This is a genomic window from Nocardia sp. NPDC058499 (assembly GCF_042719915.1).
Classification (GTDB): domain Bacteria; phylum Actinomycetota; class Actinomycetes; order Mycobacteriales; family Mycobacteriaceae; genus Nocardia.
The window spans coordinates 44,515-70,451 of sequence record NZ_JBHXMZ010000018.1; the positions used below are offsets into that span (position 1 = coordinate 44,515).

18 protein-coding genes and 2 pseudogenes are annotated in these 25,937 nt (G+C 62.9%); 8 read left to right on the plus strand and 12 right to left on the minus strand.

The annotated features are described in order from the left end of the window. Nucleotides 1-4 precede the first annotated feature (4 nt). The 7 genes and pseudogenes from ACFWPH_RS32620 to ACFWPH_RS32650 all read right to left on the minus strand — a co-directional run bounded on the left by ACFWPH_RS32620 (nucleotide 5) and on the right by ACFWPH_RS32650 (nucleotide 6,392). A complete protein-coding gene (locus ACFWPH_RS32620) occupies nucleotides 5-325 on the minus strand; it encodes a 2Fe-2S iron-sulfur cluster-binding protein (RefSeq protein ID WP_378756112.1) in 321 nt (106 codons plus the stop codon). A 9-nt stretch (nucleotides 326-334) separates the two neighbouring features. Then, nucleotides 335-1,573: a cytochrome P450 gene (locus ACFWPH_RS32625; protein ID WP_378756113.1), complete on the minus strand. Its 1,239-nt coding sequence runs from the start codon at nucleotides 1,571-1,573 to the stop codon at nucleotides 335-337. Between the two features lie 33 nt (nucleotides 1,574-1,606). Further along, nucleotides 1,607-2,512, minus strand: coding sequence for an SDR family NAD(P)-dependent oxidoreductase (locus tag ACFWPH_RS32630; RefSeq protein ID WP_378756114.1), 906 nt, complete (start codon nucleotides 2,510-2,512; stop codon nucleotides 1,607-1,609). A 34-nt stretch (nucleotides 2,513-2,546) separates the two neighbouring features. Then, nucleotides 2,547-3,494: an SMP-30/gluconolactonase/LRE family protein gene (locus tag ACFWPH_RS32635; protein ID WP_378756115.1), complete on the minus strand. Its 948-nt coding sequence runs from the start codon at nucleotides 3,492-3,494 to the stop codon at nucleotides 2,547-2,549. Between the two features lie 479 nt (nucleotides 3,495-3,973). Beyond that, nucleotides 3,974-4,150 (minus strand): annotated as a pseudogene (locus tag ACFWPH_RS32640) (FAD-binding protein); the annotation flags it as partial. Nucleotides 4,151-4,209: 59 nt separating this feature from the next. Then, nucleotides 4,210-4,599 (minus strand): VOC family protein, encoded by a 390-nt coding sequence (locus tag ACFWPH_RS32645; protein ID WP_378756116.1) that lies wholly within the window; start codon nucleotides 4,597-4,599, stop codon nucleotides 4,210-4,212. Nucleotides 4,600-4,898: 299 nt separating this feature from the next. Then, nucleotides 4,899-6,392: an MFS transporter gene (locus tag ACFWPH_RS32650; RefSeq protein WP_378756117.1), complete on the minus strand. Its 1,494-nt coding sequence runs from the start codon at nucleotides 6,390-6,392 to the stop codon at nucleotides 4,899-4,901. Between the two features lie 493 nt (nucleotides 6,393-6,885). On the opposite strand from ACFWPH_RS32650, the gene ACFWPH_RS32655 reads away from it, so the two are divergent. The 4 genes from ACFWPH_RS32655 to ACFWPH_RS32670 all read left to right on the plus strand — a co-directional run bounded on the left by ACFWPH_RS32655 (nucleotide 6,886) and on the right by ACFWPH_RS32670 (nucleotide 12,282). After that, entirely contained in the window at nucleotides 6,886-7,722 is an 837-nt protein-coding gene (locus tag ACFWPH_RS32655) for an SDR family NAD(P)-dependent oxidoreductase (protein WP_378756118.1), read from the plus strand. A 137-nt stretch (nucleotides 7,723-7,859) separates the two neighbouring features. Next, nucleotides 7,860-8,873 (plus strand): alpha/beta hydrolase, encoded by a 1,014-nt coding sequence (locus ACFWPH_RS32660; RefSeq protein WP_378756119.1) that lies wholly within the window; start codon nucleotides 7,860-7,862, stop codon nucleotides 8,871-8,873. Between the two features lie 1,143 nt (nucleotides 8,874-10,016). Further along, nucleotides 10,017-10,823, plus strand: a complete 807-nt coding sequence (locus ACFWPH_RS32665; protein ID WP_378756120.1) for an SDR family NAD(P)-dependent oxidoreductase — start codon at nucleotides 10,017-10,019, stop codon at nucleotides 10,821-10,823. Nucleotides 10,824-11,496: 673 nt separating this feature from the next. Next, complete coding sequence (locus ACFWPH_RS32670) at nucleotides 11,497-12,282, plus strand: IclR family transcriptional regulator (RefSeq protein WP_378756121.1); 786 nt, start codon at nucleotides 11,497-11,499, stop codon at nucleotides 12,280-12,282. Nucleotides 12,283-12,438: 156 nt separating this feature from the next. Here the strand turns inward: ACFWPH_RS32670 and ACFWPH_RS32675 are convergent, their stop codons facing one another. The 3 genes and pseudogenes from ACFWPH_RS32675 to ACFWPH_RS32685 form a co-directional block, all read right to left on the minus strand. Beyond that, nucleotides 12,439-14,379: a glycoside hydrolase family 2 TIM barrel-domain containing protein gene (locus ACFWPH_RS32675; protein ID WP_378756136.1), complete on the minus strand. Its 1,941-nt coding sequence runs from the start codon at nucleotides 14,377-14,379 to the stop codon at nucleotides 12,439-12,441. 42 nt (nucleotides 14,380-14,421) lie between these two features. Further along, nucleotides 14,422-14,865: pseudogene (locus ACFWPH_RS32680) on the minus strand (sugar-binding domain-containing protein); the annotation flags it as partial. A 514-nt stretch (nucleotides 14,866-15,379) separates the two neighbouring features. Continuing rightward, nucleotides 15,380-16,444, minus strand: coding sequence for a hypothetical protein (locus ACFWPH_RS32685; protein WP_378756122.1), 1,065 nt, complete (start codon nucleotides 16,442-16,444; stop codon nucleotides 15,380-15,382). Between the two features lie 733 nt (nucleotides 16,445-17,177). On the opposite strand from ACFWPH_RS32685, the gene ACFWPH_RS32690 reads away from it, so the two are divergent. Both ACFWPH_RS32690 and ACFWPH_RS32695 read left to right on the plus strand, forming a co-directional pair. Further along, nucleotides 17,178-19,202, plus strand: coding sequence for a primary-amine oxidase (locus tag ACFWPH_RS32690; RefSeq protein WP_378756137.1), 2,025 nt, complete (start codon nucleotides 17,178-17,180; stop codon nucleotides 19,200-19,202). Between the two features lie 167 nt (nucleotides 19,203-19,369). After that, nucleotides 19,370-20,101: a DUF5134 domain-containing protein gene (locus tag ACFWPH_RS32695; RefSeq protein ID WP_378756123.1), complete on the plus strand. Its 732-nt coding sequence runs from the start codon at nucleotides 19,370-19,372 to the stop codon at nucleotides 20,099-20,101. A 186-nt stretch (nucleotides 20,102-20,287) separates the two neighbouring features. Here the strand turns inward: ACFWPH_RS32695 and ACFWPH_RS32700 are convergent, their stop codons facing one another. Both ACFWPH_RS32700 and ACFWPH_RS32705 read right to left on the minus strand, forming a co-directional pair. Continuing rightward, nucleotides 20,288-21,547: an MFS transporter gene (locus ACFWPH_RS32700; RefSeq protein ID WP_378756124.1), complete on the minus strand. Its 1,260-nt coding sequence runs from the start codon at nucleotides 21,545-21,547 to the stop codon at nucleotides 20,288-20,290. A gap of 16 nt (nucleotides 21,548-21,563) precedes the next feature. Further along, nucleotides 21,564-22,049, minus strand: coding sequence for a hypothetical protein (locus ACFWPH_RS32705; RefSeq protein WP_378756125.1), 486 nt, complete (start codon nucleotides 22,047-22,049; stop codon nucleotides 21,564-21,566). Nucleotides 22,050-22,726: 677 nt separating this feature from the next. Here ACFWPH_RS32705 and ACFWPH_RS32710 point away from each other — a divergent pair. Then, complete coding sequence (locus ACFWPH_RS32710) at nucleotides 22,727-24,211, plus strand: MFS transporter (protein WP_378756126.1); 1,485 nt, start codon at nucleotides 22,727-22,729, stop codon at nucleotides 24,209-24,211. Between the two features lie 452 nt (nucleotides 24,212-24,663). Further along, nucleotides 24,664-25,830, plus strand: a complete 1,167-nt coding sequence (locus ACFWPH_RS32715; protein WP_378756127.1) for a Rieske 2Fe-2S domain-containing protein — start codon at nucleotides 24,664-24,666, stop codon at nucleotides 25,828-25,830. Nucleotides 25,831-25,937 lie beyond the last annotated feature (107 nt).

Sequence of the window (25,937 nt, forward strand, 5' to 3'; positions counted from 1 at the left end):
CGCCTCAGACCTGCTCGTCGGGAACGGTCACGTGCAGATCGACGCCGTCGGCCAATGTCAACTGACACGACAGCCGGGAGTTGTCCGCACGATCGGATGCGGTGCATTCGAGCATATCGTCCTCGTCTTCGGTGGGATCGGGGAAATATTTCAGCTCGGCCCGATCGACGTACACGTGGCACGTGGCGCAGGAAAGGGTGCCGCCGCACTGGCCGACGATTCCCGTCACGCAGTTCTTCACGGCGGTGGACATCACGGAATCGCCCACGGCGCCGTCGATCACCTTCACCGCGCCGCCGGGCTGGGTGTAGAAAACTTTCGGCATCCGGCGCTCCTACCAGGCCACGGGCAGATCGGTGACCGCCTGCGTCAGGTTGTCCATATCGATCACGGCCTCACCCTCGAGCCGCAGACTCGGCAGACGTTTGAACAGCTCGGCGAGACCCACCTGCATCTCCATTCGCGCGAGCGGCGCGCCGAGGCAGTGGTGCAGACCGTAACTCAGGGTGAGGTGCGGATTGTTCTCCCGCCGGATATCGAACACCCCGTCGTTCTCGACGACCACACCGTCGTGGTTCACCGCGGCCGGATCGACCAGTACGGCATCGCCTTTCGCGATGGTATGACCGTCCAGTTCCACGTCCTCGGTCGCCACGAACGGCACCAGTCCACCGCCGCCGGTCACGGTGGATCCGACGGCCATCCGGCCGTGCCGCAGGATCTCCTCCACCGCGGTCGGCGCCACCCCGTCGGGATCGGCGAGGAAGAGTTCGAGCTGATCGGGGTTGCGCAGCAGCGCGTGCACGCCCGCGCAGAGGAAGTTCGCGGTATTGTCGAATCCGCCGATGATCAGCACCAGTGCGATCGGCAGAATTTCCCCGTCGGTGAGGCTGTCGTCCTTGTCACGGGCATTGGCCAGATCGCTGAGCAGATCCTCCCGTGGGTTCTTCCGGCGTTCCTCGATCAGGCCCATCATGTACACGACGAGTTCGGTCATGTTCGCCACGACCTCCTCCTCGGGCATATTCGCCACCGCGAGTGTCGAGGAGCTCCACTTCTGGAACTTCGGCCGGTCCTCGGGGGGCACGCCGAGAAGGTTGGCCAGCATCTGGATCGGCAACGCTACGGCGTAGTCGTGTACCAGATTCGTCGGGGCACCCTTGGCGATCATCTCGTCGATGAGATGGTTGGCGAATTCCACCGCCGAATCACGCATCGCCTTGACCCGCTTCGGGGAGATCGAGCGCTGCACCAGTTTCCGCAGTTTGGTGTGATGCGGTGGATCCTCGAACTGGAGAGTGGTCTTCAGAAAGTCGGGGAACTCGACGAAATACGGCACGACCCGCTCGCCGGTCCGGAACGGTTCGCGGACGAACCGGCCGTCGCTCAGCATTTCCCGGGCCGCGGCGTTGCGGTGGATCACCCAGACGTCGCCGCCGAAGGGCATGGTCATCTTGGTCATCGGCCGGTCGGCGGCGATGGCGTGGTAGCGATTCATCGCTTCGTCGGGCGATACCGCCGGGAACGGATATTCGGTGCTCACGGCATTACCGGCCGTCTCGGTTGTGCTCATCGGATCACTCCAGTAGAGACGGTGGGAGGTGGATCAGGACGCCGGCACCTGCGCGGGCGCGACCACCTGCGGAATCGCTTCCGGCGTGATCGCCATGATCGTGTCGAAGCGTTCGGCCACGGTTTCCACGGTGAGACCGCGATCGTGGATGCCCACGGTGTTGATCAGAGCCAGCCGGTTCACGATGCCGCCCGCCACGTTGAACACCTCGCCGGTGACCTCGCACGACGGATGCAGCAGGTAGGCGACGACAGGGGCGACGTGCTCGGGCAGCAACGCCGTGCGTATGTACTCCATAACCTCCGGGGACAGCGTGTCCGCGGCGGCCTCGGCCATCCGGGTGCCGGCGCCGGGTGCGATGGCGTTGACCTTGATACCCGCTTCCAGGCCCTCGAGGGCGATATTGCGGGTCAGGCCGAAGAGCGCCCCTTTGGAACCGCCGTAGTGCGACATCCCCGGATTCCCGAGCATCGCCTGGGAAACGGTGTTCACGATCCGGGGCGCCTCGGCCTGCAGCAGGTGCGGCCAGGCGGCGCGGATGACCCGCAGGGAACCGAAGTAGTGAACATCGAGATGCCGCTGGTACTCCTCGTCCGGCACTTCGGCGAACGGCGCGGCCCGCACGATACCGGCGTTGTTGATCACCGACGTCAGACCGCCGAACGAATCGACCGCCGCATCGACGAGCGCACGGGCTCCGTCTTCGGTGGACACGTCGCCGGTGCAGGCAACGGCCTTGCCACCGGCGGCGGTGATCTCGGCGACGACCTCCGCGGCCGGATTGTCGCCGTCGACTCCGGAGCCATCGGTGCGCGCGCCAAGATCGCCGACCACGACCGAGGCACCGCGAGAAGCCAACAGCAGGGCGTGGGCGCGACCGATACCGCGACCGGCGCCGGTAACGATGATGATGCGATCGGAGAAGTCCAGTGTTGCCATGATTTCCTCAGAGTTTCTGTACGTTGCGGACGGGTCAGGGACGGGTCGCACCACCGGAGTGCTCGACATCGGCCACCCAGATGGTTCCCTGCGCTTCCCGAGCCGATTTCGCGAAGTCGAAAACCTCGAAGCCGACCGTCATGTACAGCGTTTTTCGATCCGGGCCGCCGAGGAGGCAGGCGGAGGCTAGACCGTCCTCCAGCGGCAGCGAGACCGCGTGGGAGAGCCCCTGGTCGGTGAAGCGCGCGATGTAGCCGCCGCCGGGCATGGCAGCCCACACTCCGCCGTCGGCGTCGAGACCGATCCCGTCGGGCATGAAGGGACACGTGGCGAACTCGCGCGCGTTCGACAGCGTGCCGTCCGCGGCGCGATCCATCACGGTGATCTTGAAGGCCATCACTTCGGCCGCGTAGACCTTGGTGCCGTCCTCACTGATGGCGATACCGTTCGCGCACAACAGCGGGTCGACCTTCTCCGGCGTCGAGACCGTACGATCCGGATCCACCACGATCAGCGGCGACGCCACCGGCTCGTCGCCTTTGAAGATATCGAATCCGAGCTGGGTGATGTAGGCCCGGCCGTCGGCGTCGACGACCATATCGTTGGCAGCTGCCAGGGTGTACTGGGAAATATCGGCGTACACGCTCAGATCGTCCGGCGCGCCGCCACCGTGTACCAGTACACGTTTCTCGTGCATCGACACCACGATGAGCCGCCCGTCCGGCAGCCAGCCGAAACCACCCAGCTGGATCGGCACATCGGTATCGGCGGCGCGCCCGGTCGCGTCCACCACAACCGTCGCGTTGCCGTCCGCATCCAGCGTTTTCAGTGTGCCGGTGTACATATCCGAGAACCAGAAAGTGCCTTCGTGCCACCGCGGGCACTCCGGCCAGTAGTAGCCGGTGGAGATCCGGCGGGCACCCAGGGTCTCGGCACCGGCCGCGGAGACTGCGGCGGCTACGGTTTCGACGGGGTTTGTCATGAGGCGGGGCCTTCCGGGTGCAGGGTTCGCCGGGCCGGCACGTACCCCCGCGGCAGCGGGTGGTCGGGTCGGTCCCGGTTGACGGTCGGGTCGTAACTACGGGTTGTGGAGCCGGGGCGCGGGCGCCTCGGGCCGGCCCGGTCGGGGAGCGACCCTGTCGGCGCGCCCGGTGCGACCGAGCGATTCGACGGCTCGCGGCTCCCCACGACGGGTGGGTTGCGGCGGTGTGCGCCGCCCAGCGAACGGGGTTTCCGTCGGTGAACTGCGTCACAAGCACGTGGCATGACAGGACGATAGGGTCTGTCCGAGGAGCCGATCGTGCCCTCCCATTCAGCGGGAGCGCTCGTCTCCGAAACGGCGAAATCCGCAGGTCGCACCCGCTGAAATCCGCAAACGGGCAGACCCGGCCCCGAGCGCGCCGACGCGCGGGCCCGGAGCCGGAACGGACGGGGCATTCATCGTCGGATCCCGGCCGGCGACTACTGGTCCGCGGCCCGCGCGGCCGCGTGTCGTCCGGCCCGGTGACCGAAGTACGACCCCGCACCGAGCTGCGTACCGCTGGCGTAACCTTTTCCGTCCTGAGCGAGATTCGATGTGCAGGCACCAGCAGCGTGCAGTTCGGCGACGCCAGATCCGTCCGCCCGCCGGACCATGCCCCCTCCCGCTGAGCGAGAAATACGGTGGGCCGGAACCACGACCGCATCGACAACGCTGGTCACAACCGCTCGAACAGTTCCAGCACATGTCCTTCCGGGTCCTCGACGAAGGCGACCCGGATACCGATATCCGCCATTGTGGTCGGCGGTTCGGTCACGGTGGCGCCGGCCTCCGCGGCCCGCCGTACGATGTCATCGAGACCGTGCACCTCGAACCCGATCACCGCCGACCCCGGAGTCGGGGCCGTCCGGTTCTTGTAGTGCAACAGCACCAGTGACTGCTGGGTCCCGTCCGGTGAGGTCATGATGATCTCGGCGAGTGGATCGGGACGGTCGTCGAACTCGTAACGGGTCCGCTCCACGCGGCCGAAAATCTTGGAGTAGAAGTCGAATTGAGCGGGGAGATCGTTCACCAGGAGTTTGGTAAAGGCGAAACAAGGACCGGGCATATGTTTTCCTTTCATCCCACGGTGGGCGTAACCATCGCGATGCTTCGCAGCTCCCGTGACCGGCGACGCCGGACGTACCGGGTAACAAGGTCCTGACGGACCCGGCTACCCGGTGGAGTCGTCGAGGACCGCCCGCCTTCCCCGGCCCGCGGGACGGGGAAGGGGGAACGCAGCCACGGTCGGATCGTAGGAGTCCACCGGCATGGCTCCGCACCGCCGATCCCGATGACCGGGAGGTACCGGGCGCCGGCCTTGCGGGCTGCGGCCGGGATCGACGACTGCGCCCGGGCCGCGGGCTGTCAGGCGTAGGCCGCCGAGGGCGCGGTGCCTTCCTCTCCGGTCGCGACATCGCCCGCCGCCGGTGCCGATTGCTGCGGCCTGCCGATGAACAGGCAGATGGCTGCCACGATCAGTGCGCACCCGATGAACCAACCCACGGCCAGGTTGAACGACGGCAGGGCGGGCGCGGCCGTCCCCGGAACGGTCGACAGCGACAGCGTGACCGATACCATGGCCACGCCTACGGCGGAGAACGCCTGCCGAGCGGTGCTCAGTACACCTGTGGTGACACTCGTGATGCTGTCCGGAACGGATTCGATCACGATCTTCGGGTAGCCGGTATAGGCGAACGCGGTGGCAACGGCTCCGACAGCGAACACGCCGACCATAACGGGCAGCGACTTGTGGCCCACGAAGATCATGAGGTTCGCGACCACGAACAGAGCGGCCCCGATGAGGAAGGCCGTTCGCCCGCCCCACCGACCGGCGACCGCACCCGCGATCGGCGAAGCGGCGAAACCCACCAGTGCCCCGACACCGGCCACCAGGCCCGTGACCGTCGCACTCATTCCGAGACCGACCGGTAACGAGGTCGGGGACTGCAGGATCATCGGAGTCACCATCTGCACGGCACCCACGGGGCCGAGGGCCAGAACCGACAGAGCGATCAGATTGAGCGACATTCTCCTGTTCGCCAGCACGCGCAGATCTACCAGCGGTTCGCGCCGGCCGAGTTCCCAGAAGGTCCACACGGCCAGGATGGCCAGACCGGTGATGATCAGGCCGACCACCCGGAAACTGGCCCACCCCCAGGCCGGGCCCTGGGTAAGGCCGTACAGCAGTGCGGTCAGGCCGGGTGTCATCAAGATCGCGCCTACAAAATCGAACCGAGGGAGATCGGCCGATGCAGGAGACCCGGGGAGCGCGAATGCGGCCAGGGCCGAAGCCACGACGGCCAGTACGGCGGCAAAGAGGAAGATCATGTGCCAGTCGGCGATATCGAGCAGGATGCCGGCGATCAGGGAACCTCCCGAACCGGCCAGCAAAGCCGCGCCCCCGATGAAGCCCACGGCGATCGATACCTTCTGGGCCGGCAGGGCCTCACGGGCGAGGCCGTAGCAGAGCGGCAGGATCGCACCCGCTACACCCTGCACTCCTCGCCCCGCGATGATGGCCGCCATCGAGTCACCGAAGACGCTGATCAACGAACCGAGGGTGGATATCAGCATCACGATGATGAGGACCTTCTTGCGGCCGTACATGTCACCGAGGCGCCCGCCCACCAGCGCGGTCGTCGCGGCAACGAGCATATAGGCGGTGACCGACCACCCGGTCGTGGATGCCGGTGCTCCGAAGATCTCGCTGAACCTCGGCAACGCGATGAAGATCATGCCGGCTTCGAAGGCGCTGACCGATTCGGCGAGCACGAGCGCTGTGATGATCAGCGCCGGGACCCGGAAAGCCGGTGTAGTTCCGGAATCTCCGGTGGTGGACCGGGATGAAGGATCGGACATCGATCGTCCTCCTGAGACGAGACGGACCCGTGGTGTCTGCCGGCGAGCATTCCCTTCGCGCTCGTTGGACGAGATACCGCGGCGGCTATCGCTCGATCGGAATTCGGCGGCAAACCCAGCGGACCAACGGCACCGCGGACAAACTGCGCCTGCCCTGGTACCGACAGCACAAGACGGACTCGAGAAGTGGTCATTCGTGATGTAGGTCACCGGCAGCCGGCACGACGAACGATAAGGTCCACGCCGGACAGTCGATCGCCGTGTTTCCGTTCAGCGGGAACGAACCGCACTGCTCGGTGGGCGTCCGATGATGCGACTTCCGCACGATCACTTTCCCATCTGGCGGAACCACCGTCACCAGGTGACCGGTCGACGTGGTCCTATGTGGCCGATGTCGCGGCGGCCGACCGTGCCGTCGGGAAAAGATCCGATGCCATCCAGCCCGCAGATCACCAGTTCGGCCGATGTCATCACTACACAAGGAGAGTGACCTGTGCGTCAACTGACGGGCCGGGTAGCTGTCGTCACCGGCGGCGCGAACGGCATCGGCAAAGGACTGGCGACACGTTTCCTCGAGGAGGGTATGAAAGTCGTTGTCGCGGACAACGACACCGGGGACCTGGAGAAAACGGCCACCGAACTGTCCGCACTCGGCGAAGTACTCGGCGTAGCCACCGATGTCGCCGACGCGAATTCGGTGCAGGCACTCGCGGATGCGGCGGTGGACCGGTTCGGTGCCGTGCACGTGCTGTGCAACAACGCCGGAGTGGGTGGAGCCCAGCACTTCTCGACCATTCCCCACGCCACCTGGGAATGGACACTCGGCGTGAACCTCTGGGGTGTCATCAACGGCTGCCGGATCTTCCAGCCGATCCTGGCCGCTCAGGAGGAGGCATACATCGTCAACACCGCATCGATGTCGGGTTTCCTGACCGGCGGGTATCTGACCCCTTACAGCGTCTCGAAGGCGGGAGTGATCACGCTGTCGGAGGGATTGGCTTTCGAATGGGCCACCGAGTTCCCGCATATCGGTGTCGCGGTGCTGTGCCCGGCCTACACGGCCACCTCTATCCGGCACGACGAGCGCAACGCGCCCCCCGGACATATCCCCCGCGCCGTAGCCGACCCGTCGCTGGTCGAACATCAGGAGAAGGTCGACCGGACCATCGAGGAAGAGGGGATGCCGGTTTCGCAGATCGCGGAACTCGTCGTGCGCGGCATGGCGGAACGCAAGACCCATATCTTCCCTCATCCCGAGTGGCTACGGCTGTGGGGCGATCGCTTCGCACGCGTCACCGCGCAGGCGGACCCACCTGCCGCGGAGAACTGATCCGCGGAATCCATCACGACTCGGGCCCGGTGTCACACCGGCCGACGCGAGTGGAGGTACGCCGCCGGGCGACCTTCCGTCGATCCGTATGCCCGACCACAGCGCCTACCCGTACGCCTATCGCCGAGGAGATGACCGTGCCCGTTCCCCCGCTCGATCCCGATGTAGCAGCGCGCATCAGCGCTCTCGGAGCAATTCCGTCGATGCGTTCCCGGGGCATCGACGCGGTCCGCGCCGGCGTCGAGGCGATGAAACCCCCCGCCGAATTACCGGCGATGGCCGAGATCGAGGATCTTGTTGTTCCGGGTCCGCACGGGGGCATTCCGCTTCGTGTGTACCGGCCGGCAACCGGACCGGCCGCCCCGGCCGTCGTCCATCTGCACGGGGGCGGTCTCGTAATGGGTTCCAACGACTCCTTCGAACCGCTGGCCCGGCAGATCGCGGCCGCCGCCGGTGCGACGGTGATCGGCGTCGACTACCGGCTGGCCCCGGAGTGGAGTGCGCCGGTGCAGCTCGAGGAGTCGTACGCGGCAACCGCCTGGGTCGCCGCCAACGCAGAGCTCTTGCGTATCGATGCCGAGCGCCTGGTGGTACTGGGCGACAGCGCGGGCGGCGCGCTCGCGGCCGGTGTCGCACTGCTGGCCAGAGACCGGGGCGGCCCGGCGCTCTTCGGCCAGGTACTGATGTACCCGGGACTGGACCGTGATATGGGCGCACCGTCGATCGTAGCCATGCCCGACGCACCGATGCTGCTCCGCGAGGACATCGTCTACATGCACGAGCTCGCGGACAGCGGTGCGACCGAACCCCACGACTGCTACCGCATTCCGGCCTATGCCGAGGACCTGTCGGGTCTCCCGCAGGCGATCGTGGTCACCGCAGAAGGCGACCCGATCCGGGACTGGGGCGAGCGATACGCTCGCCGGCTGCGGGACGCCCAGGTCCAGACCACCGTGACCCGGTATCCGGGGGTGCTGCACGGCTTTCTGATGCGACCCGAGAATTCGGCGCGCGCGACGCTGGCGGTAGCCGAAGTCGGCGGCCTGCTGCGCGCCAAGTTCGCTCATCCCCTGCCCTTCGGCCGAGGCCGGGGACTCGCTACCGCTGGTCCGAGCGACGAACCTCAACGGGTGAATTCGAAGCCCTCGTAGCCGTGGTCCCGAACCGCAGTGCATTTCTCGATGGTCATTCCCTGCGGAGTCTGCGAATTCCCGAGTACGGATCTCGGCCAGGGCACCGAGTTGCTCGCAGTAGTGATCGGCCGAGGTCGCCTCGATTCCGGCACCGATGAGGGGCGGGTGGCGCCGCCGGAGTGCTCGACATCGGCCACCCAGATGGTTCCCTGCGCTTCCCGGGCCGATTTCTCGAAGCGGTCGTCACTACGGGGTGGTCCAGCCGGGGCAGGTAAACCTCCGGCTCATCCGCTCGGAAAGAGACTCCGTTGATACGCCCGGTGCGACCGAGCCGTCCAACGAGTCGCGACTTCCCACGTTGATCGGGTTGCAGCGGTATGAGCAGTCCGACGACCGGCCGGCGGGAACCGACGATCCTTTCACCGAGCGAGAAGCACAGCGGCCGAGGTAGAGATCCTCGGCCCTGTCACTGCGAGCACTCCATGCGGGCTCCCGCTCAACGGGAAAGCTCGTAGATCCCCAACGCGTCAGCCCCTAACGGATTTATCGTCAAACCCTGCCGAGAATCCGGCATCCCCTCAGCAAAAGCGATCAGTCGTTCAGCGAGACAGCCATGACAGCAGAACCGCGTTCACCGGCGCCGGCCGACATCATCATCTGAATCGTCGCGCAAGCGGAGGCGTCGACTCGATGCCGTAGGTCGGCTACACCAAGCCATCGGATCCACTCAACGATGCCGACTTCACCACGGTTCTGTCGCACACCTACGCAATGGCACCGAAATCCTACCCACAAGTAGCACCGCTCGACATCGTTCGAAATTGACGCTCGTGAACCCGGCTCGATTCGAGCCCCCGAGGCTGTCAGCGAATCAGGCCGGAGACTCCGATAAACCACAGTCCCACGCTGTTCGAATACACCAGCAACGTGGTACTGGTCACCGCGGTGGTCCTGGCGCTGAATGCAGTCGCAAACGATACAGTTGATGTTGCTGAATGGCCTGGAAATTCATGATCCCACGGCGACCCGGCGGGCGTCGTGACACCGACTGTCCATTGAGCGAAACGGCGGCGACCATCAAGCGGCAACACCCGGCATTCTGTGATGCTGGAGGCCGGACACCGACCGACTCCTCGCAACTATAGACAGGAGCTCAAAACAATGCCCCAGCTTCAGCGCTACAACGGTCGCCGCGTACTCGTGACCGGTGGTGGTTCCGGCATCGGCCAGGCCACCGTCTTGCGCATCCTCGAGGAAGGCGGGCGTGTCGTTGCCGCGGACATCAGTGAGACCGGCTTGAAGGACACCAGCGCCAAGGCGGGCGGCGACATCGACCGGCTGATCACCGTGTCCATGGACATCTCCCAGGAGGAGTCGGTGCGCAACGGCGTGGCTTCCGCGGTCGAGCAACTCGGCGGGCTGGACACCCTGGTCAATGCGGCAGGCGTGCTGCGCTCGGCACACTTCGAGCAGACAACGCTGGCCGATTTCGAACAGGTACTGCGAATCAACCTGGTCGGCACTTTCCTCGTGATCCGCGAGTCGATCCCTGCTCTGCGCGAGGGCAATGGCTCGGCCGTAGTGAACTTCAGCTCAACTTCGGCCATGTTTGCGCACCCATACATGTCTGCGTATGCAGCGTCCAAGGGCGGCATCCAGGCCATGACGCACGCGCTCGCCTCGGAGTTCAGCAAGCAGGGCATCCGGTTCAACGCAGTGCAGCCGGGCTCCATCTCCTCCGGTATGACCGATGGCAGCGGCGAGGCCAAGTCCAGCGTGGGCCCCGGCCTGCCTTCCGACGCCGATTTCGCGCTCTTCGCCAAGGCCGCCCCGGCGCTGCCACTGGAGAACGGCGCCATCTTCGCCGGGCCGAATGCGGTTGCCGCGGTGGTGGCGATGCTGGGTTCCGCGGACGCCTATTTCGTCACGGGTACCGAGGTCCGCGTCGATGGCGGCTCCCACATGTGATTCACGGTTGATCAGCAAGGTCTGGTACGCCTACATCCGACCGCTGCTTTCGACGCATCCTGACTGTCACGCGTTTGTATGAACTGCATCGGATATCCGATCTCCGTTCGGGCCCAACACTGGCACCTACGATTCGGATCCGGCGAAGCCACGCTACCTCGACCACTGAGACTGCTGTTTCCACCTGCGGGCCATGACTGAATCGAACCTCAGCGTCCGGATGACGACCCGGTCCACCAGCCGTGCACACCCCGCGAAGCATGCTTCGGGCACGGATCACCCACACTGTGGAGCCGCGACATATTGCACTCCTGCCGACCGCACCTGCACACACGGGTGGTCAGACCTCCGCAGCCGCCTCCACGCTCGTTCAGCTGACCCTCCCTCTCGATCGCAACGTGCCAGGATCGCGCTGCCCACGACATTCTGTCGTCGCCGGCCACAGATGCCTCTGTGGCCGGCGTCCGTGGCATATCGCGCGAGTTCTCGTGCTGAAACGCCGAACTTCCCACTGACCGGGAACACCGTTGAGTCGTTGCGGTGACTTTGTGTGACCCTGACACTCACCCCGTTGTGCGGGCTGATTGCATCCCACATGCACGTGATAGTAACGTGACTCCTGTCACAGTGATGTGGCGACGTACTGGGAGGTCAAGTGAGAACATCAAACCGCGTGGGCGTGCCGGTCTCGGTCGTCGAGCGAATCGCGCTGGTATTGGAGACGTTCAACGGTGCGGGCCCGTTGACTCTGGCCCACGTGACGTCCCGGACCGGTCTGCCCCGCTCGTCGGCACATCGCCTATTGGAGCAGCTCGCAACCGTCGGGTGGCTCTCTCGCTCGCCGGCACAGACATATGAACTCGGCGTCAAGGCTTACGAGACGGGGCAGGCCGCGATTAATCAGAACCGGTTGTTGCAAGGCGCGCGGCCGGTCATGCGTGCGTTCGCGCAGCGAACCGGTCTCACCATCCAGCTCGCTGTGGTCGACCGTGGCGATACGGTCTATCTCGCCAAGTTCAACGGTCGCAACTCAGGCCCGACACCCACTGCAGTCGGGCAGCGCATCCCCGCGCATCTCACCGCCGTCGGCAAGGTTCAGCTGGCGCTCGCCGAGACGAGCCGGAATCCGACCGTCGGGTGCGGGCTCGCGCGCACCCACACCGGCGAGCTGGCCCGGCGTACGACTCAGAGCATCGCTAAAGATGCCCAGATCGCGCAGGAGTTCGCCGTCACCCGGGAGCGGGGAGCAGCGTTCGATCGCGGGGAGGCGTTCTCCGGCGTCGGCTGCGTCGGCGTCTCCATCGGTCCGCCGGACCACGACTACGGCAATCTCGCCGGGCTCTCGGTCAGTGCCCCGGTCACCGCTCTCGACTACCGCAAACTGGTCGGACCCGTCCGCATTGCCGCCCGCGAAATCTGGGACCGCTGCGTGACAGCCGAACTTGCCGCGCACCCCTAACGGCCGATTGCAGTCTCGGTAAGTTGCCCCTACTCGTATTCAACCGGTGCCTGTGGGGGCCGAGCTACTGTTCCCCCGGCCGTGCGGGCGAGGTCACGCATGGTGTCGGGATTCTGACGCCTCGCTGATTCCGGCGGTGGTACCGAGCAGCAGCCGCTACGGCTGCACCGCCCGCAGCACAGTGGTGGCCGGTGGGTACGCCGTTGATCGGGCAGTGACCCGGACGGGCCCCGCACCGCCGGTGGAACGCAGGACCGCTAAAGCCCGGCCCCGGTAGGTCCGGTCGGTCGTATCGACGTAGCTGCCGAAGGGAGCCGGGTCGGCGGAGCCGAAGCCGACCAGCTCCGCCGGCCCCTCGACCTCGATGGTGATGTCGACATCGGCCAGCATTTCCACGACACCGCCGGGGTAGGCCACCCGTACCGCCACGAAGGCCAGATCGACGCCGTTCGCGACGAGTTCCATCGACTCGGGAACAACTTGGAGTGCCAAATCACCTGAACCCGAGCGTAATTCAGACCGTCCGCGCTCGAGGCCCGCGCGGTAGCCGACGGCAACCAAGACTCCGGGCTCGTATGCCGTTCGATAACGAGCGACGTACCGTTTCGGACGCCGGCGACCGAGGGAACGCCCGTTGAGGATCAGTTCCACCTCGTCATCAGCGGAATACACCTCGATCTCAGTGCTCCGCCCGGCACAACCACGCCAGGACCAGCTCTCGACCGCGTCGGTGAAGCGCCAGGAGACCCGTGCCACGGGCAAGCCGGACCGGTCGAGGGGACGCACCGCGACAGCCGGAGCGGACAGCGTGCCCCATGCCGCTTGGGCGAGGCGCAGCGAGGCGTCGGGGCGGCCAGTGATGTCGAACATCCCCGGGCCTGCGGTCAGGTACGGGTAGGGCTTCGCCAGCGGCGCGAATCGCCGCCCTGGCACCCACACACCCACGCCCGACTCTCCCAGGTAGTCCCAGCCGATCCAGACAAAGTCGCCGATGACCGCGGGAACAGTCCGCACCAGATCCCATGCCCGTGCCACATCGCCCGGCAACGTCTCGGTTCCGAGAATGACCCGCTCGGGATGGTTCCGGGAATCACGGCGATAACGACCGAGCGCGTAGTTGTACCCCGCGACGTCGAGCTTCCCGAAAACATCGCGCGTCACCCGCTCCGCACGCGGGGTCCTGGCCACGATTTCGAACATGATGCCGAGCTTGTTCATCAGGATATTCGCCATCGTCGATCCCGGGGCTTCGCCGGTATCCGCAGTAACTCCGTCGTGGCCGCGCTCTCGATACGGCCCGGACTTCATCGACGCCAACACGCCGAGGAACACGTTGACCCCCGCGGTCACCGGACGCTCCGGATCATGCTCGCGGAAGAACTGCGCGACCTCGGCAGTGAGTAGGGTTCCCTTCTCGGTGCCGTGCTCGGGTATCTCGTTACCGACCGAGGTCATGATCACTGAAGCTCGGTTGCGATTCTTGGTGATCATCCGTGCCGCGTCCGTGCGCCAGGTATCCGCGAAGCGATCGACACGATCATGGCGGGTCTTGCTCACCGTCCAATGGTCGGTCAATTCGTCCAGCACGTACATCCCGATCTCGTCGCAGGCGTCGAGCAGGTCTCGCGACGCGGGATGGTGAGAACTCCGCAACGCATTGAAGCCGGCGTTCTTCAGCAGCCGCACCCGGCGCAATTCCGCCGCCCGGTGCCCGGCCGCGCCGAGCACACCGTGGTCGTGGTGCACACAAGCACCTCGCAGTAGCACCTGTTCACCGTTGATCCGCAGGCCGTTTCGGGCGTCGACCGCTACGGTACGCAAACCCACCCACTCGTCCCAGCGGTCCATTACCGCGTGCCGGCGGGTGACTACGACCGAGCAGCGATAGCGAGCGGGATCTTCGGCCGACCAGAGTCGCACGTCGGGCACCGCGAGTCGGATCGAACCCGTCGTCCGAGTCTCGACCTGCCCTCGAGCGACGACGCGTGCCCCGTCGATCAACCGTGCGGTGACAGTCAGATCGTCGGATTCCGGGTTGTGGATCTCCAGACCGACGTCGACGGTGGCTGTACCGTCGACGACGGAAAGAGTGCGCACCCGCACACCGTCGGCAGTCAGGTGTATGGGCGGAATTGTCAGTATGCGCACTGGTCGGAACAACCCGGATCCGGGATACCAGCGACTCCGTGGATGGTGGCGATCGTCGATTTCCACACGGAGCTCGAGAAGACCGCCCGCGTGGACGAATCTGGTCAGATCGTACTCGGAATCATGGTAGCCACTACGAATCTGCCCGGCAGGCCGATCGTTCACGAACAACTCGGCGTCGCCTTGGACGCCCTCGAATCGCAGTATCACCCGCTGGTCCGGCCCGATCTCAGGCGACGTCCAGGACGTTCGGTAGCTGTACCACCCTCCAGGGAAGTATCCAGTCTCCGCACCACCGGGAGCAGTCGCGGAGCGAGGCGCGCCGATCATCGCATCGTGCGGAAGCCGCACCGGGATGTCGGCCGCGCCGTCCCGGGAAAACAGCCAGTCGGTCAGTTCGACGGCGCCGGTCCGTCGATGTACATCCTCGGTCATTCTCGTCCTGTCCGCCCTGATCACTCGGTGCGGCTACCCAGTGCACCAATGCCAGAACCCATACTATCTCGTGCTAGTCCCGGCCATGACTCAAATGAGCTCTCGAACATGAGAGCCGACACCCACTGCCTCTTCGATTGCACCCAACCCGATCACCTGCGCGTGCAAGCCCGGCACCCGGTGAGCAATCCGTCGCCAATGGTGCCAGTTCGAATTACATTCGCCATGCTGATGATCACGATCACCCGCGCGGCCCCGCTGACTTTCATCGGGAATAGTTGCCCACGGTGACCGAACAGGACTCCACGCTTGTTGAGACGAACACATCGCTCTCCCCTCCTTGATCGCCTGGCACGCGATCCGGGCCGACGCACCGCGAGACCAGTGACTCCACATAGCCTCTGGCCTCGCGGACCCCGGCCACGACGACACTCAACTGCACCGCCAACACCGGCAACGAATCCAGGAGCGAGCTGTATAGCGTGGCTTATCCTTCCAGCGCGGAAGAATAAACTCAGACCTGGGACGACTTACCCGGAACGTCGAGAGGGGCTTCTTCCGGATAACTTGACGGTGCCATCGCGTAAGTGCGCGCCAGCACAGCCTTGAACTCTTCATCGTTCATCGGATCCGACGGCCTGGTGTAGGACACACCGCGGGCGTCGAGGTCATCGATGAACATTTCGAAGACTCGGTCGCGGGTCAGATTATCGGTGTGATCGAGATAGCGCTTCACATCCGCCAGATCATCGAACACGTATGCGCTGTAGTGGAAAAGGAGCCGCATGTCGTCGTTGTGATAGCGGGCGATCTCTTGGCCATCGTTGCGGATGACCCATTCGTCCGCGCCGTCTCCCGAGACCACCGAATTGAGTTGCAGACCGGGTATCGATCGTTTACTCACGGGTCCACTCGCTTCGCCTCGGTGGAATATTCTCTCGGCGTTCATCAGGAGACCACTGTTGTGGAAAGGCGCAGCGAAACGCTGTGGCGCACGGTCAGGGCCATCGGGCCAGAAGGTAAATCCGCCGTCCACATCAGAGTTGTAGAAGTAGGCGATGACCTGACCTGTCTTGAACTCCCAGTGCTCGAACAAGCCGGATTTGGCCATGATGCCGATCAGCCACAGGGGCGTATTCTGCATGGTCATTCCCCGGAAGCTGGTGCCGTCGAGGTGTCCGGCGTCATAGCTGTGCGCCGGCGCCCGAACATTGAACGTGTAGTTGGTCGGAAAAGCGAACTTTCCGCCGTGAATGGTCTTGATCATATCGAGCAGCCGAGTGTTGTAATAGAGATCCTGCGCCTTCTCTATGAAGGGGACCCCTTGATCGCCGAGGTAGCCACGGAAGGTCGGAGTCAGCAGGTCCGACAACTCGAGCTTCACGTCGGTATCGCGGTTCTTTGCGCCGGCCACCGCTAGGTATTCCTCTGCGGTATTGAAATGCTGGGCCGCGATCAGCCGCCAAGGTCCGTCGTTGCGAACGATGCCGAACAGAAGCTCGATCTCATCTGGGGTGTAGATATCTTCGACGAACCGGGGTGGGACTGCTCGTGCCATCGGGTGAGTTGCTGGGATCATTCCTCACTCCATTTCATCTCGATAAGAAATTGCGCGAACCGGACTGCCGCACTCGAATACCAAGAATTAAGTCACCAGAATCAGAACAGGTCAACCAGTGTTCCCATTGGACGGGAAGCTATGCAGTGCAGGCTAATCCGCCGGTTGTCATCGGATCCGCGCGGCAATGTTCGGACGGGAGCATGCCACTGGAGCTGCACCCCGGACGGATATAAAACTACGGGTGGACCAGGGAGACAACCGACCGGGGCCGATGTTCTCGAGTGAGCGACATACTCGCCCTGGTTGCAGAATGCGAGGCGGGTGTGTCTCGTCGATGGGCAACTGCGTGCCGGCCTGGCACGCGACTGCGCGACGCCAGCATGACAGCGCCCTCACCGTCGGTGGCACCGCCGACGGTGAGCGCCTTCCGAAGCCCAAGCCTTACCGCCTGAACCGACACGGATTGCTGAACATCCGTGCGAAAGGTGTGTCATTGAATGGGATGGAGGGTTCGCCAGAGGCCGGCAGCCGTGCATCATCGCTGCCGTATATGCATGTGTCGCAGGCGTCGGGTCGACGAGCGCCTCGGTCGTCGCAGAGGTCATGGAGTGGCATGCGAACCATCCCGTTGCCAGTCCGTACCGTTTCGTCACAACAGCGGCAATGCACTGGTCACTACGCACACGGACGGAGCAATCAGGTTCTCGTCCTTCAGGTATTCGGCGCCACAGCCAAGGACAACTTCGCCAAAATGAGTACTGGAGACCTCAACATGACTGGAACAAAACCGGTAACCGGTGTGCACCCGCTGGCGTCGTTCAGCAGCGCTGAAATCAACGCCATCCGCAGCATCGTGGAGATGATGCCGGAGTTCACAGAGAGCACCCGATTTTCCTACGTAGGGCTCGAAGAACCGCTCAAGCACGAATTCCTGGCATGGGAATCAGGCGACGGACCACTTCCCGAAAGGCAAGCACGCGTCTGGCTGCACGATACGAGAACCGGACTGTCTACCGACTCCGTGGTGTCGCTCTCATCGGGTACGGTGGTCAAGTCGGTTGTCGTCGATGGCTCGCAAGGTCAGCTTCCGGTCCTCGACTCAGAAGGCCAAGCTATTTTGAAGGTGCTGGCCCAGGATGAGCGCTGGATCGAAGCACTGGCCTTGCGCGGCTTGACACCGGCCGACGTCAAAGTCATCGCACTTCCTGCAGGCAACTTCGACTATTCCGACGAAGTGGGCCGACGTATGGTCAGGGGCTTAGCATTCAAGCAGGATTATCCGGAAGACCACGTCTGGGCGCATCCAGTGGACGGCCTTTCTGCGTATCTCGATATTTCGCAAGGCGTCGTGTTGAAGATCATCGATTCGCATGTCTTCAACGTACCTGCTGAAAGCGGAAATTATGATGATCCTGTAGTTCAAGGCGAACCATTCGAGGGCCTCAAGGAAATCAAGATCACCCAGCCCGACGGGGCCAGCTTCACGGTGGATGGTGAGCACATCTCCTGGGCCAACTGGAAGCTGAGGATCGGCTTCGACGTCCGCGAGGGCCTGGTGCTCCACCAACTGAGCTTCGCAGATAAGGGCGTGGATCGGCCGATCATGTATCGAGGTTCGATCAGCGAAATGATCGTACCCTACGGGGATCCGAGCCCGACCCGCTACTGGCAGAACTATTTCGACACCGGCGAAATCCTGTACGGGCGCTTCACCAACTCGCTTTCGCTCGGATGCGACTGCCTCGGTGAGATCAAGTACTTCGACGCTGTATTCGCCGACGAACTCTGTGCGCCACGCGTGATCCCGAATGCCATTTGTATGCACGAAGAAGACTACGGCTCGCTGTGGAAACACACGGACCCCTTCACAGGTGCCAACGAGGTGCGTCGTTCACGGCGACTGGTGATCTCGTTCTTTACGAACGTCGGCAATTACGACTACGGCTTCTTCTGGTACCTATATCTGGACGGAACCATCGAATGCGAAGCCAAGCTCACCGGCCTCCTGTTCGCTTCGGCGTACCCAGGAGACGATGCCGACGGTACGCCGTACCCGTACGCGTCCCATGTTGCCCCAGGACTGGGCGCGCCTTACCACCAACATTTGTTCAACGCGAGGCTGGATATGAACATCGACGGCAGCGCCAATGTCGTCAATGAAATCGATGCGGTGCGCCTGCCGATATCGGCGGCCAACCCCCACGGCAATGCCTTCACCAAGATGAGCACGTCGATCACGTCCGAGGGAGTCTCCGGCCGCGTCGCAGACGCCAGTAAGGGCCGAGTCTGGCAGATCGCTTCGACGGAAGCTACCAGCAGGCTGGGGCAGCCCACCTCCTACGTGTTACACCCGACAGACGGGCCGACATTGATGGCGGATCCCTCATCGTCGGTGAGCAAGCGCGCAACCTTCGCGACCAAGCATTTGTACGTGACACAATACGATCCGGCCGAGCGGTATGCCTCCGGCGACTTTGTCAACATGCACCCGGGCGGGGGCGGCATACCGGAGTTCATCGCCGACGACGCGCCCCTGGTCGGAAGAGACCTGGTTCTGTGGCACACCTTTGGCCTTACCCATTTTCCTCGCGCCGAGGATTGGCCCATCATGCCCATGGACTACGCGAAGTTCAGTCTGAAGCCATACAACTTTTTCGACAAGAATCCTACGTTGAACGTGCCTGCTCCAGCAGTTGGGGACCACTGCACGGCCAGTGGCAATCCATCACACGATGGAAATACGAACGGCCACTGTGATGCACGAGAACAGTCGTAGACAGACAGACCGAACGTTCAAGCCCTGAGCAACGGCCGGCCGGTTCGGAATCCAAGCGCACGAACGGGAGGTGGCACCGTGACGTCATGGCGCCACCTCTCGCCTGTCTGCGGTTGCGGATTCGCACCAGTCGCGCACAGTCGGCACTCAGAACCACGGAGGATGCGGTGATTGTGGAACTGCCCGTGCGGTGGCTGGTTTCGATCCTGTTCGCCGCCGCAGTCGTGGGTTCGCTTCATCGTATGTGGACCGACCGGAGTGTGGCCGCAACGGTCGGTCATGTCTTTCACATAGCAGCATCGCTGACCATGCTTATGATGGCCTGGCCTGTTACTCCGGTATTTTCTTCTGCGCTCCAGATCACCCTGTTCGCTGTCGCCTCAGTGTGGTTTGCGGCCGGGTCCGTGCGTTCGTGGCGCACCAGAGGAGCTGATGGTCGTTCCGATACTCCGGGCCGATCACTTGTCGGCATATATCATTCCGTCACGATGCTGGCGATGATTTGGATGGCATCGGTCATGGCCGACCAGGCCACTGAAGGAATGAGTGCGCATCACTCCCATCCAGGGCCGGCATCCGATTCGAGCAACGCGACCGCGATCGGAATGGCTACAAGCGCCCACCATCACGACGTGTCGACATGGCCCTCGCCACCGCCCAGTGGCGAGCGTCCAGGATCCTTGATATCTCTCGTGGTCGCCGTTATCTTTGCGGTCGCCGCGCTTGTATGGCTTTTCATGCTCGCTGCCACGGAAAGATCGGTGCCCCTGCGCCCCGCAGCGTTACCGACTCGGCAGCCTCTTTCAGTCCCGAAAGCTCTTTCGAAGTTGACCTCCGAGCCGGCGAGCGAATCTGCTATGGCGGTAGGGATGGCCATAATGATGGTGCTGATGGTCTGAAGCCGACTCCGGCCTGCCGCGGCAACCGACCGGTCATGATCGTGCCCATCCTGCATGGACACACGGTGAATGTCTGGATCCATTGATAGAGCGGCGACAACAGCCTCAACGTCGCGCTCGGACATAACGGCCTGGGCTCCCGGACCTCGGCCGGACACTCCGCGGCTGGGAGCCCCCGTGTCCGATTTAACGCGGGGTCTTGGCAATCTGGTTACCAGTGTCAGCGCTGGTCTCAGGATACGGCGTCACGTGACGGACCCGCCGCTGCAGCAGCAGTCCCATCAGAAAAAGCGCGAAGGCCAGGCACGCGATGAGAGCTCCACCGAACGCGACAGCGGAACCACCATGGGGCACCAGCTGCGCACCGATTACAGGTCCGAATGCGAGGCCGATATACATCGCAGTTGTGAAACAAGAGAGCGACACGGTGGCGACCCCTGGTGCGATTGCGATCAATTGATATTGGCGCGGGACCACAACCATATATGAGGTTACGCCGAACACCGCGAACCCGACAGCCGCCAGTAAATAGTTGTTGCCGGCCAGCGTGAGATAAAGAAGGACGGAGGCCAAGACAGCGGCCCCGACCAGACCCGCTCGACCGGTGCCCCATCTGTCCGTGAGCCAGCCCCCGAGATGGTTTCCGCCGATAGCGGCTACACCGAAGAAGAACAACAGAATTGCCAGAGACGTACCGGTCCGACCTGACACTTCGGCACTGAAGATGTACACGACCTCTGTAGCCAGAGTGATAAGAGTGTTGCCCAGCAAGGCGATGAGTACAAACGGATTCGAGAGGACAGTGCGCAGTGCGCGCCCCGCAGGTGCACTGCCGGATGGTAGGCCTCGCGTGAGCCGGCTCATCGCGAAGGCTGCCAATGCAGCCAGCCCAGCTACCGTTCCAATGGAAAACCGCCAGTTGGTGACCGCAGCAAGGGCCGTGGCCAAGGGCGCTCCTAATGCCGTCGCGGCAGTAAAACCCAGACCCACGGTTGCCAACGCGCGGCCTCGCCATGAGGGCTCGACGATCTGCGGTGCTACCGCGGTAACGACCGGTACCACAGCTGCGCCGCCCAACGCGGCGAAAGCGCGACCCGCGATAAACCATGAGAGGTTCGGTGCGAGCGCTGTCGCCAAGGTGCCGGCGGCAACGAGAACCATGCCACTCACCAGCACCGAGGTTCGGGACCTGTGAGAGAAGACGGCAGCAATCATCGGGGAGGCGACCGCGGCGACAACTGCGTAGACGGTGATCCCGTAGCTCACACTACCGATGGACACATCGAGAGACTCTGCGATATTCGGTAGGAGACCGGCGATGTTCAGGGAATTCGTCGAGACGACAAACAATGCCCCGGCGAGCACAGACAGCCGGAGAGACAACGAGCGGTCGGACATGAATCCCCTTGCTGAAAAAGAGCCGACACCGACCTGTATCTTGATCACCCCGGTAGGACGTCCTTTATGTCGCGTTCTTCGAGTAATCGGAGTAAGCAATCGATTCCATGGTGTCGAGAACGACCTCTAGGCTCGCGAGCAGCAGCTTGCCCTCATTCCATCGAGCGGCGCCATGAGCAATTCCGCTGGACACCGCGTATGGCCGGCCGTCGACGATTTTCGTTACGAAGATATATGAGGAGAACTCGATATCATTGCCGGAATCCGCCGTTATTACGATGTTGCTGCAATTGCTGCGCAACGGGTAAGGGCTATTGAATCGATGTTCCGCGTGCCACTCTATTGCCTCGTCTACGCCCGTTGTGTCGATTCGAATGAAGTCCTCGTACGCGGTGGTACCTGTGTCACTCCTGCACTTGAACCTGAAGTCGTCGGCGACCAACGTGCGCAGCGCCTCCGGCTTCCACTCGTCGTAGTGGTACCACCAACTACTCACCAACTGGATGAGTTCGCTGCTACCGAGATTGCCCCCGTTTACCCGAGATGTCATGATTGAGCTCCTCGCTCGTCGACTGAAATTGTGCGAAGTAGTTAATGGAACGATCACGGCACGTGTCGTAGCGGTCGAAAGCCCGATCTCGCCGAACGGCAACCGAATTCCTCCGACATCTCCGCACACACATGTAGTTGTAGCAATACCGGTGCCTTATGCTTACCCGTTGACCTGATTGTGCAGGACCGGACTCGATAAAGCCCCTTCGTCTCCCACGTAGCGGGACAGGGCTGAGGCCCGGGACTCTGGATCACGCGCTACCCATCGGTCAAGCGTTGGGGGACATATTGGCATCGGCATATCGGACATGGCCTGGTAGACGACGTCGGCGAATTCACGTCGCAGACAACGCACCACGACTTCACGCTCCGTCCCAGCCGCGCAGGAGGAGGCGCAGCAGCGTGCGGAAGCGGCGGATATCGCCGGCGTTCGCGGATGTGCGTCGGGACCACCACGGTCCTGACTCCATGGAAGTGGTGATCCGAGTGCGTGTTTCGATGTGGATACATACCATTCCATCCATCGGGATGACCCCTTGATACTGCAGTCCTAGATTGCTTTGATTCATGTTCTGCAGGCTTTCGGCATGTTGTTCCAAGCCTATCGAGGGACGTGACGTGACAGAAATTAGTACCTCTAGGCGTGCCGGACGTCGCGAATGGTGGGCGCTAACCGTGCTCGTGCTGGTCGCGGTCCTGATATCCATAGACGGTACCGTTCTGTACATGGCGGTCCCCGCTCTGTCTTCCGATATCGGGCCGAGCGCAACGCAGTTGCTATGGATCGGTGATATCTACGCATTCGTTCTGGCGGGCCTGCTGATCACAATGGGAAATCTTTCGGATCGCATCGGCCGAAAACGCCTGCTCCTCATCGGTGCCGGCGCATTCTGCTCGGCCTCGATGCTGGCCGCGTTCGCCTGGAATGCCGAGATGCTCATCGTCGGGCGAGCATTGTTGGGTGCTGCCGGTGCAACCTTGATGCCATCGACGTTGTCGATTATCCGAGCGATGTTCTCGGACGCGAAGCAACGCACCCAGGCGGTCGCGCTCTGGGCAACCGGTGCCACCGTCGGTGCCGCGCTCGGCCCGCTTGTGGGCGGTGCACTCTTGACGAACTTCTGGTGGGGATCGGTTTTCCTGGTCAATGTGCCGATCATGGTGTTGGTGCTGATTTCAGGCCCATTTCTGATTCCCGAGTCCCATGGGGATACAGACCATGCGATCGACCTGATTTCAGCGGCGCTATCAATCCTTTCGATTATCTCGATAGCCTACGCAATCAAGCATTTTGTCGGAAACGGATTGGATAGGAGTGTTCTCGCCACCTGTGTCGTAGGCCTGCTCGCCGGATGGATCTTCGTACGCCGACAACTACGACTTCCCAGCCCTCTGTTGGACGTATCACTGTTCCGGATGCCTTCATTTACCGGTGCAGTGGCCACCAAGGCGCTGTCCATATTCGCGGTCCTGGGACTACTGTTCTTCTTCTCCCAATACCTCCAACTCGTCCGCGAGTACGGACCGCTACTTGCGGGCGTTGCCGAACTTCCGTCATCGATCGGTTCGGCTGTCGCCATTGCGTGTATCGGCTTTCTGGCAGCGCGGTTCGGCGCGGGCCGCTCGATCAGCGCGGGCCTGGCTACAGCCGCGGTCGGCCTCGCCGGACTCGGGGTCACCGCCACACACCACAGCTATCTGGGGATCGGGATCTTCTTGGCTGTTTTCGGTATAGGTGTCGGAGTATCGATGCCGCTGTCGACCGATGCTGTGGTCTCGTCAGTACCCACGGAACGTGCAGGTGCTGCTTCCGCTATCGCCCAGACAGCTTACGAACTGGGTGGTGCTCTCGGCGTCGCAGTTCTCGGTTCGCTCCATCTGGCGGTTTACCGGACAAGCCTCGACCTATCCGACGACACCGACCCCCACGATGCCGAGGCGGCATGGGATTCCCTCGCTGTCATAGTGGCGACTACCGACAATGCTGAAGTGGTATCCCAGGCCAAGGCTGCCTTTACAACAGCTGTACAGACGACCTCGTTCGTCGCCGCGTTGATCCTCGCAAGCGCGGCAGTGATCGCTTGGCTGGTGATCCCGTCACCGAACCTTGCTCGACAGAAGTCCTCCGGTGAAGCCACCACCGGCGACCGGCATGCGTAATTGTTGACCGCAGCCGCGGACCTGGTGGTCTGCCGGGCCTGAATTGCTCGGTCGGTAAGTGCGGTTCGGTTGATGCGCGCGCAGTCGATCGCCGGCAATTGCACGCGCCTACGTGCCGGCCTCGGAATGTGTGCGCCGATAAACGCGCGGATCCAACTACCCTACCATTCGTCGGGACGACTGGCTCAATCCGGCCCTGGACGTTGAGACAATTGCCATAGCTCATTCACGAACCGATTACTCGGGACGTACAGCCCAAAGATCAGGAGTCTCGATGATGAAGTCGAGCCGCGTGGACGGTCGCCGGACCGGGGTGAGTACCCAGTTGCCGGACGAGATAACCGGGACAACGCCGGCCGGAAAAATCGACCGCCACTTCTCGTGAGCCAAAACAACCAAGCAACCCTCAGCCGAATGCGGCCCCCAGGTCGCTGAAAACGTACGGAGACACGATGGCCTCGAGCCAGAACATAACCGACGAGATGCGCGTTATCGACACCGGTGTCGCGCCCACCAGATTCGCCCGCGGCTGGCACTGCCTGGGACTTCTTTCGGAGTTCACCGACGGTAAGCCACACCAGATTTCGGCTTTCGGGACCGAGTTGGTGGTGTTCGCAGGGGAAGATGGGAAGCTTAATGTTCTCAACGCATTCTGCCCCCATATGGGAGGAAATCTTGCGGACGGAACGGTCAAGGGTAACACCATCGCGTGCCCGTTCCACGATTGGCGCTGGCGCGGAGACGGCAAGTGCGCGGATATTCCGTACGCACGCCGCGTCCCCCCGCTGGCGCGAACCAAATCGTGGGTGACTTTGGAACGTAACGGACAGCTATATGTATGGAACGATCCGCAGAACCGCAAACCACCGGCCGATATCACTATCCCGGAAATAGAGATGTACGGCGACCCCGGTTGGACCGATTGGGTGTGGAACAAATTGGAGGTCCGCGGATCCCACTGCCGCGAGATCGTCGACAATGTAGTCGACATGGCGCACTTCTTCTACGTGCACTATGCAATGCCTGTCTTCTTCAGGAACGTATTCGAAGGCCACATCGCAACTCAGATCATGCACTCGAAACCGCGCGCCGACGCAACGGGTGACAGACAGGACACGAATTACGATCAGGCGAATTCTTCGGAGGCCTCCTACTTCGGCCCCTCCTACATGATCGACAAGCTGTGGTCGGACAACAGCAATGTCGGGGACAGCCCGGATATGATGCTCATCAACTGCCATTATCCGATATCAGCAGACGCGTTCGTACTCCAGTACGGGGTCATGGTTAAGAAACCCCTCGGTCTTCCCGAAGAGGTCGCGAATGACATCGCGGCCGAGGTGGCCGCTGGTATCGCCGTGGGCTTCGAGCAGGACGTCGCGATATGGAAGAGGAAGTCGCGCATCGATAATCCGTTGCTGTCAGAGGAGGACGGCCCCGTCTATCAGCTGCGCCGGTGGTACGAACAGTTCTACGTCGACGTCGAGGACATCGAACCGGAGATGACCAACCGATTCGAGTTCGAGATCGACACGGAACGCGCGCTGGCCAGTTGGCAGGCCGAGGTCGATGCCAACGTCGCGGCCGGTCGCAGTGCCACCGATATCGCAGTCATCTGATACGACGCCACCGAAGGACTCTCAATGACCATGTCAAGCCGCAGCAGCAACCGGGATGGGGTTTGCCATGCTGAATTCGCGGCCGTCTCGCAGCAATGCCCACAACA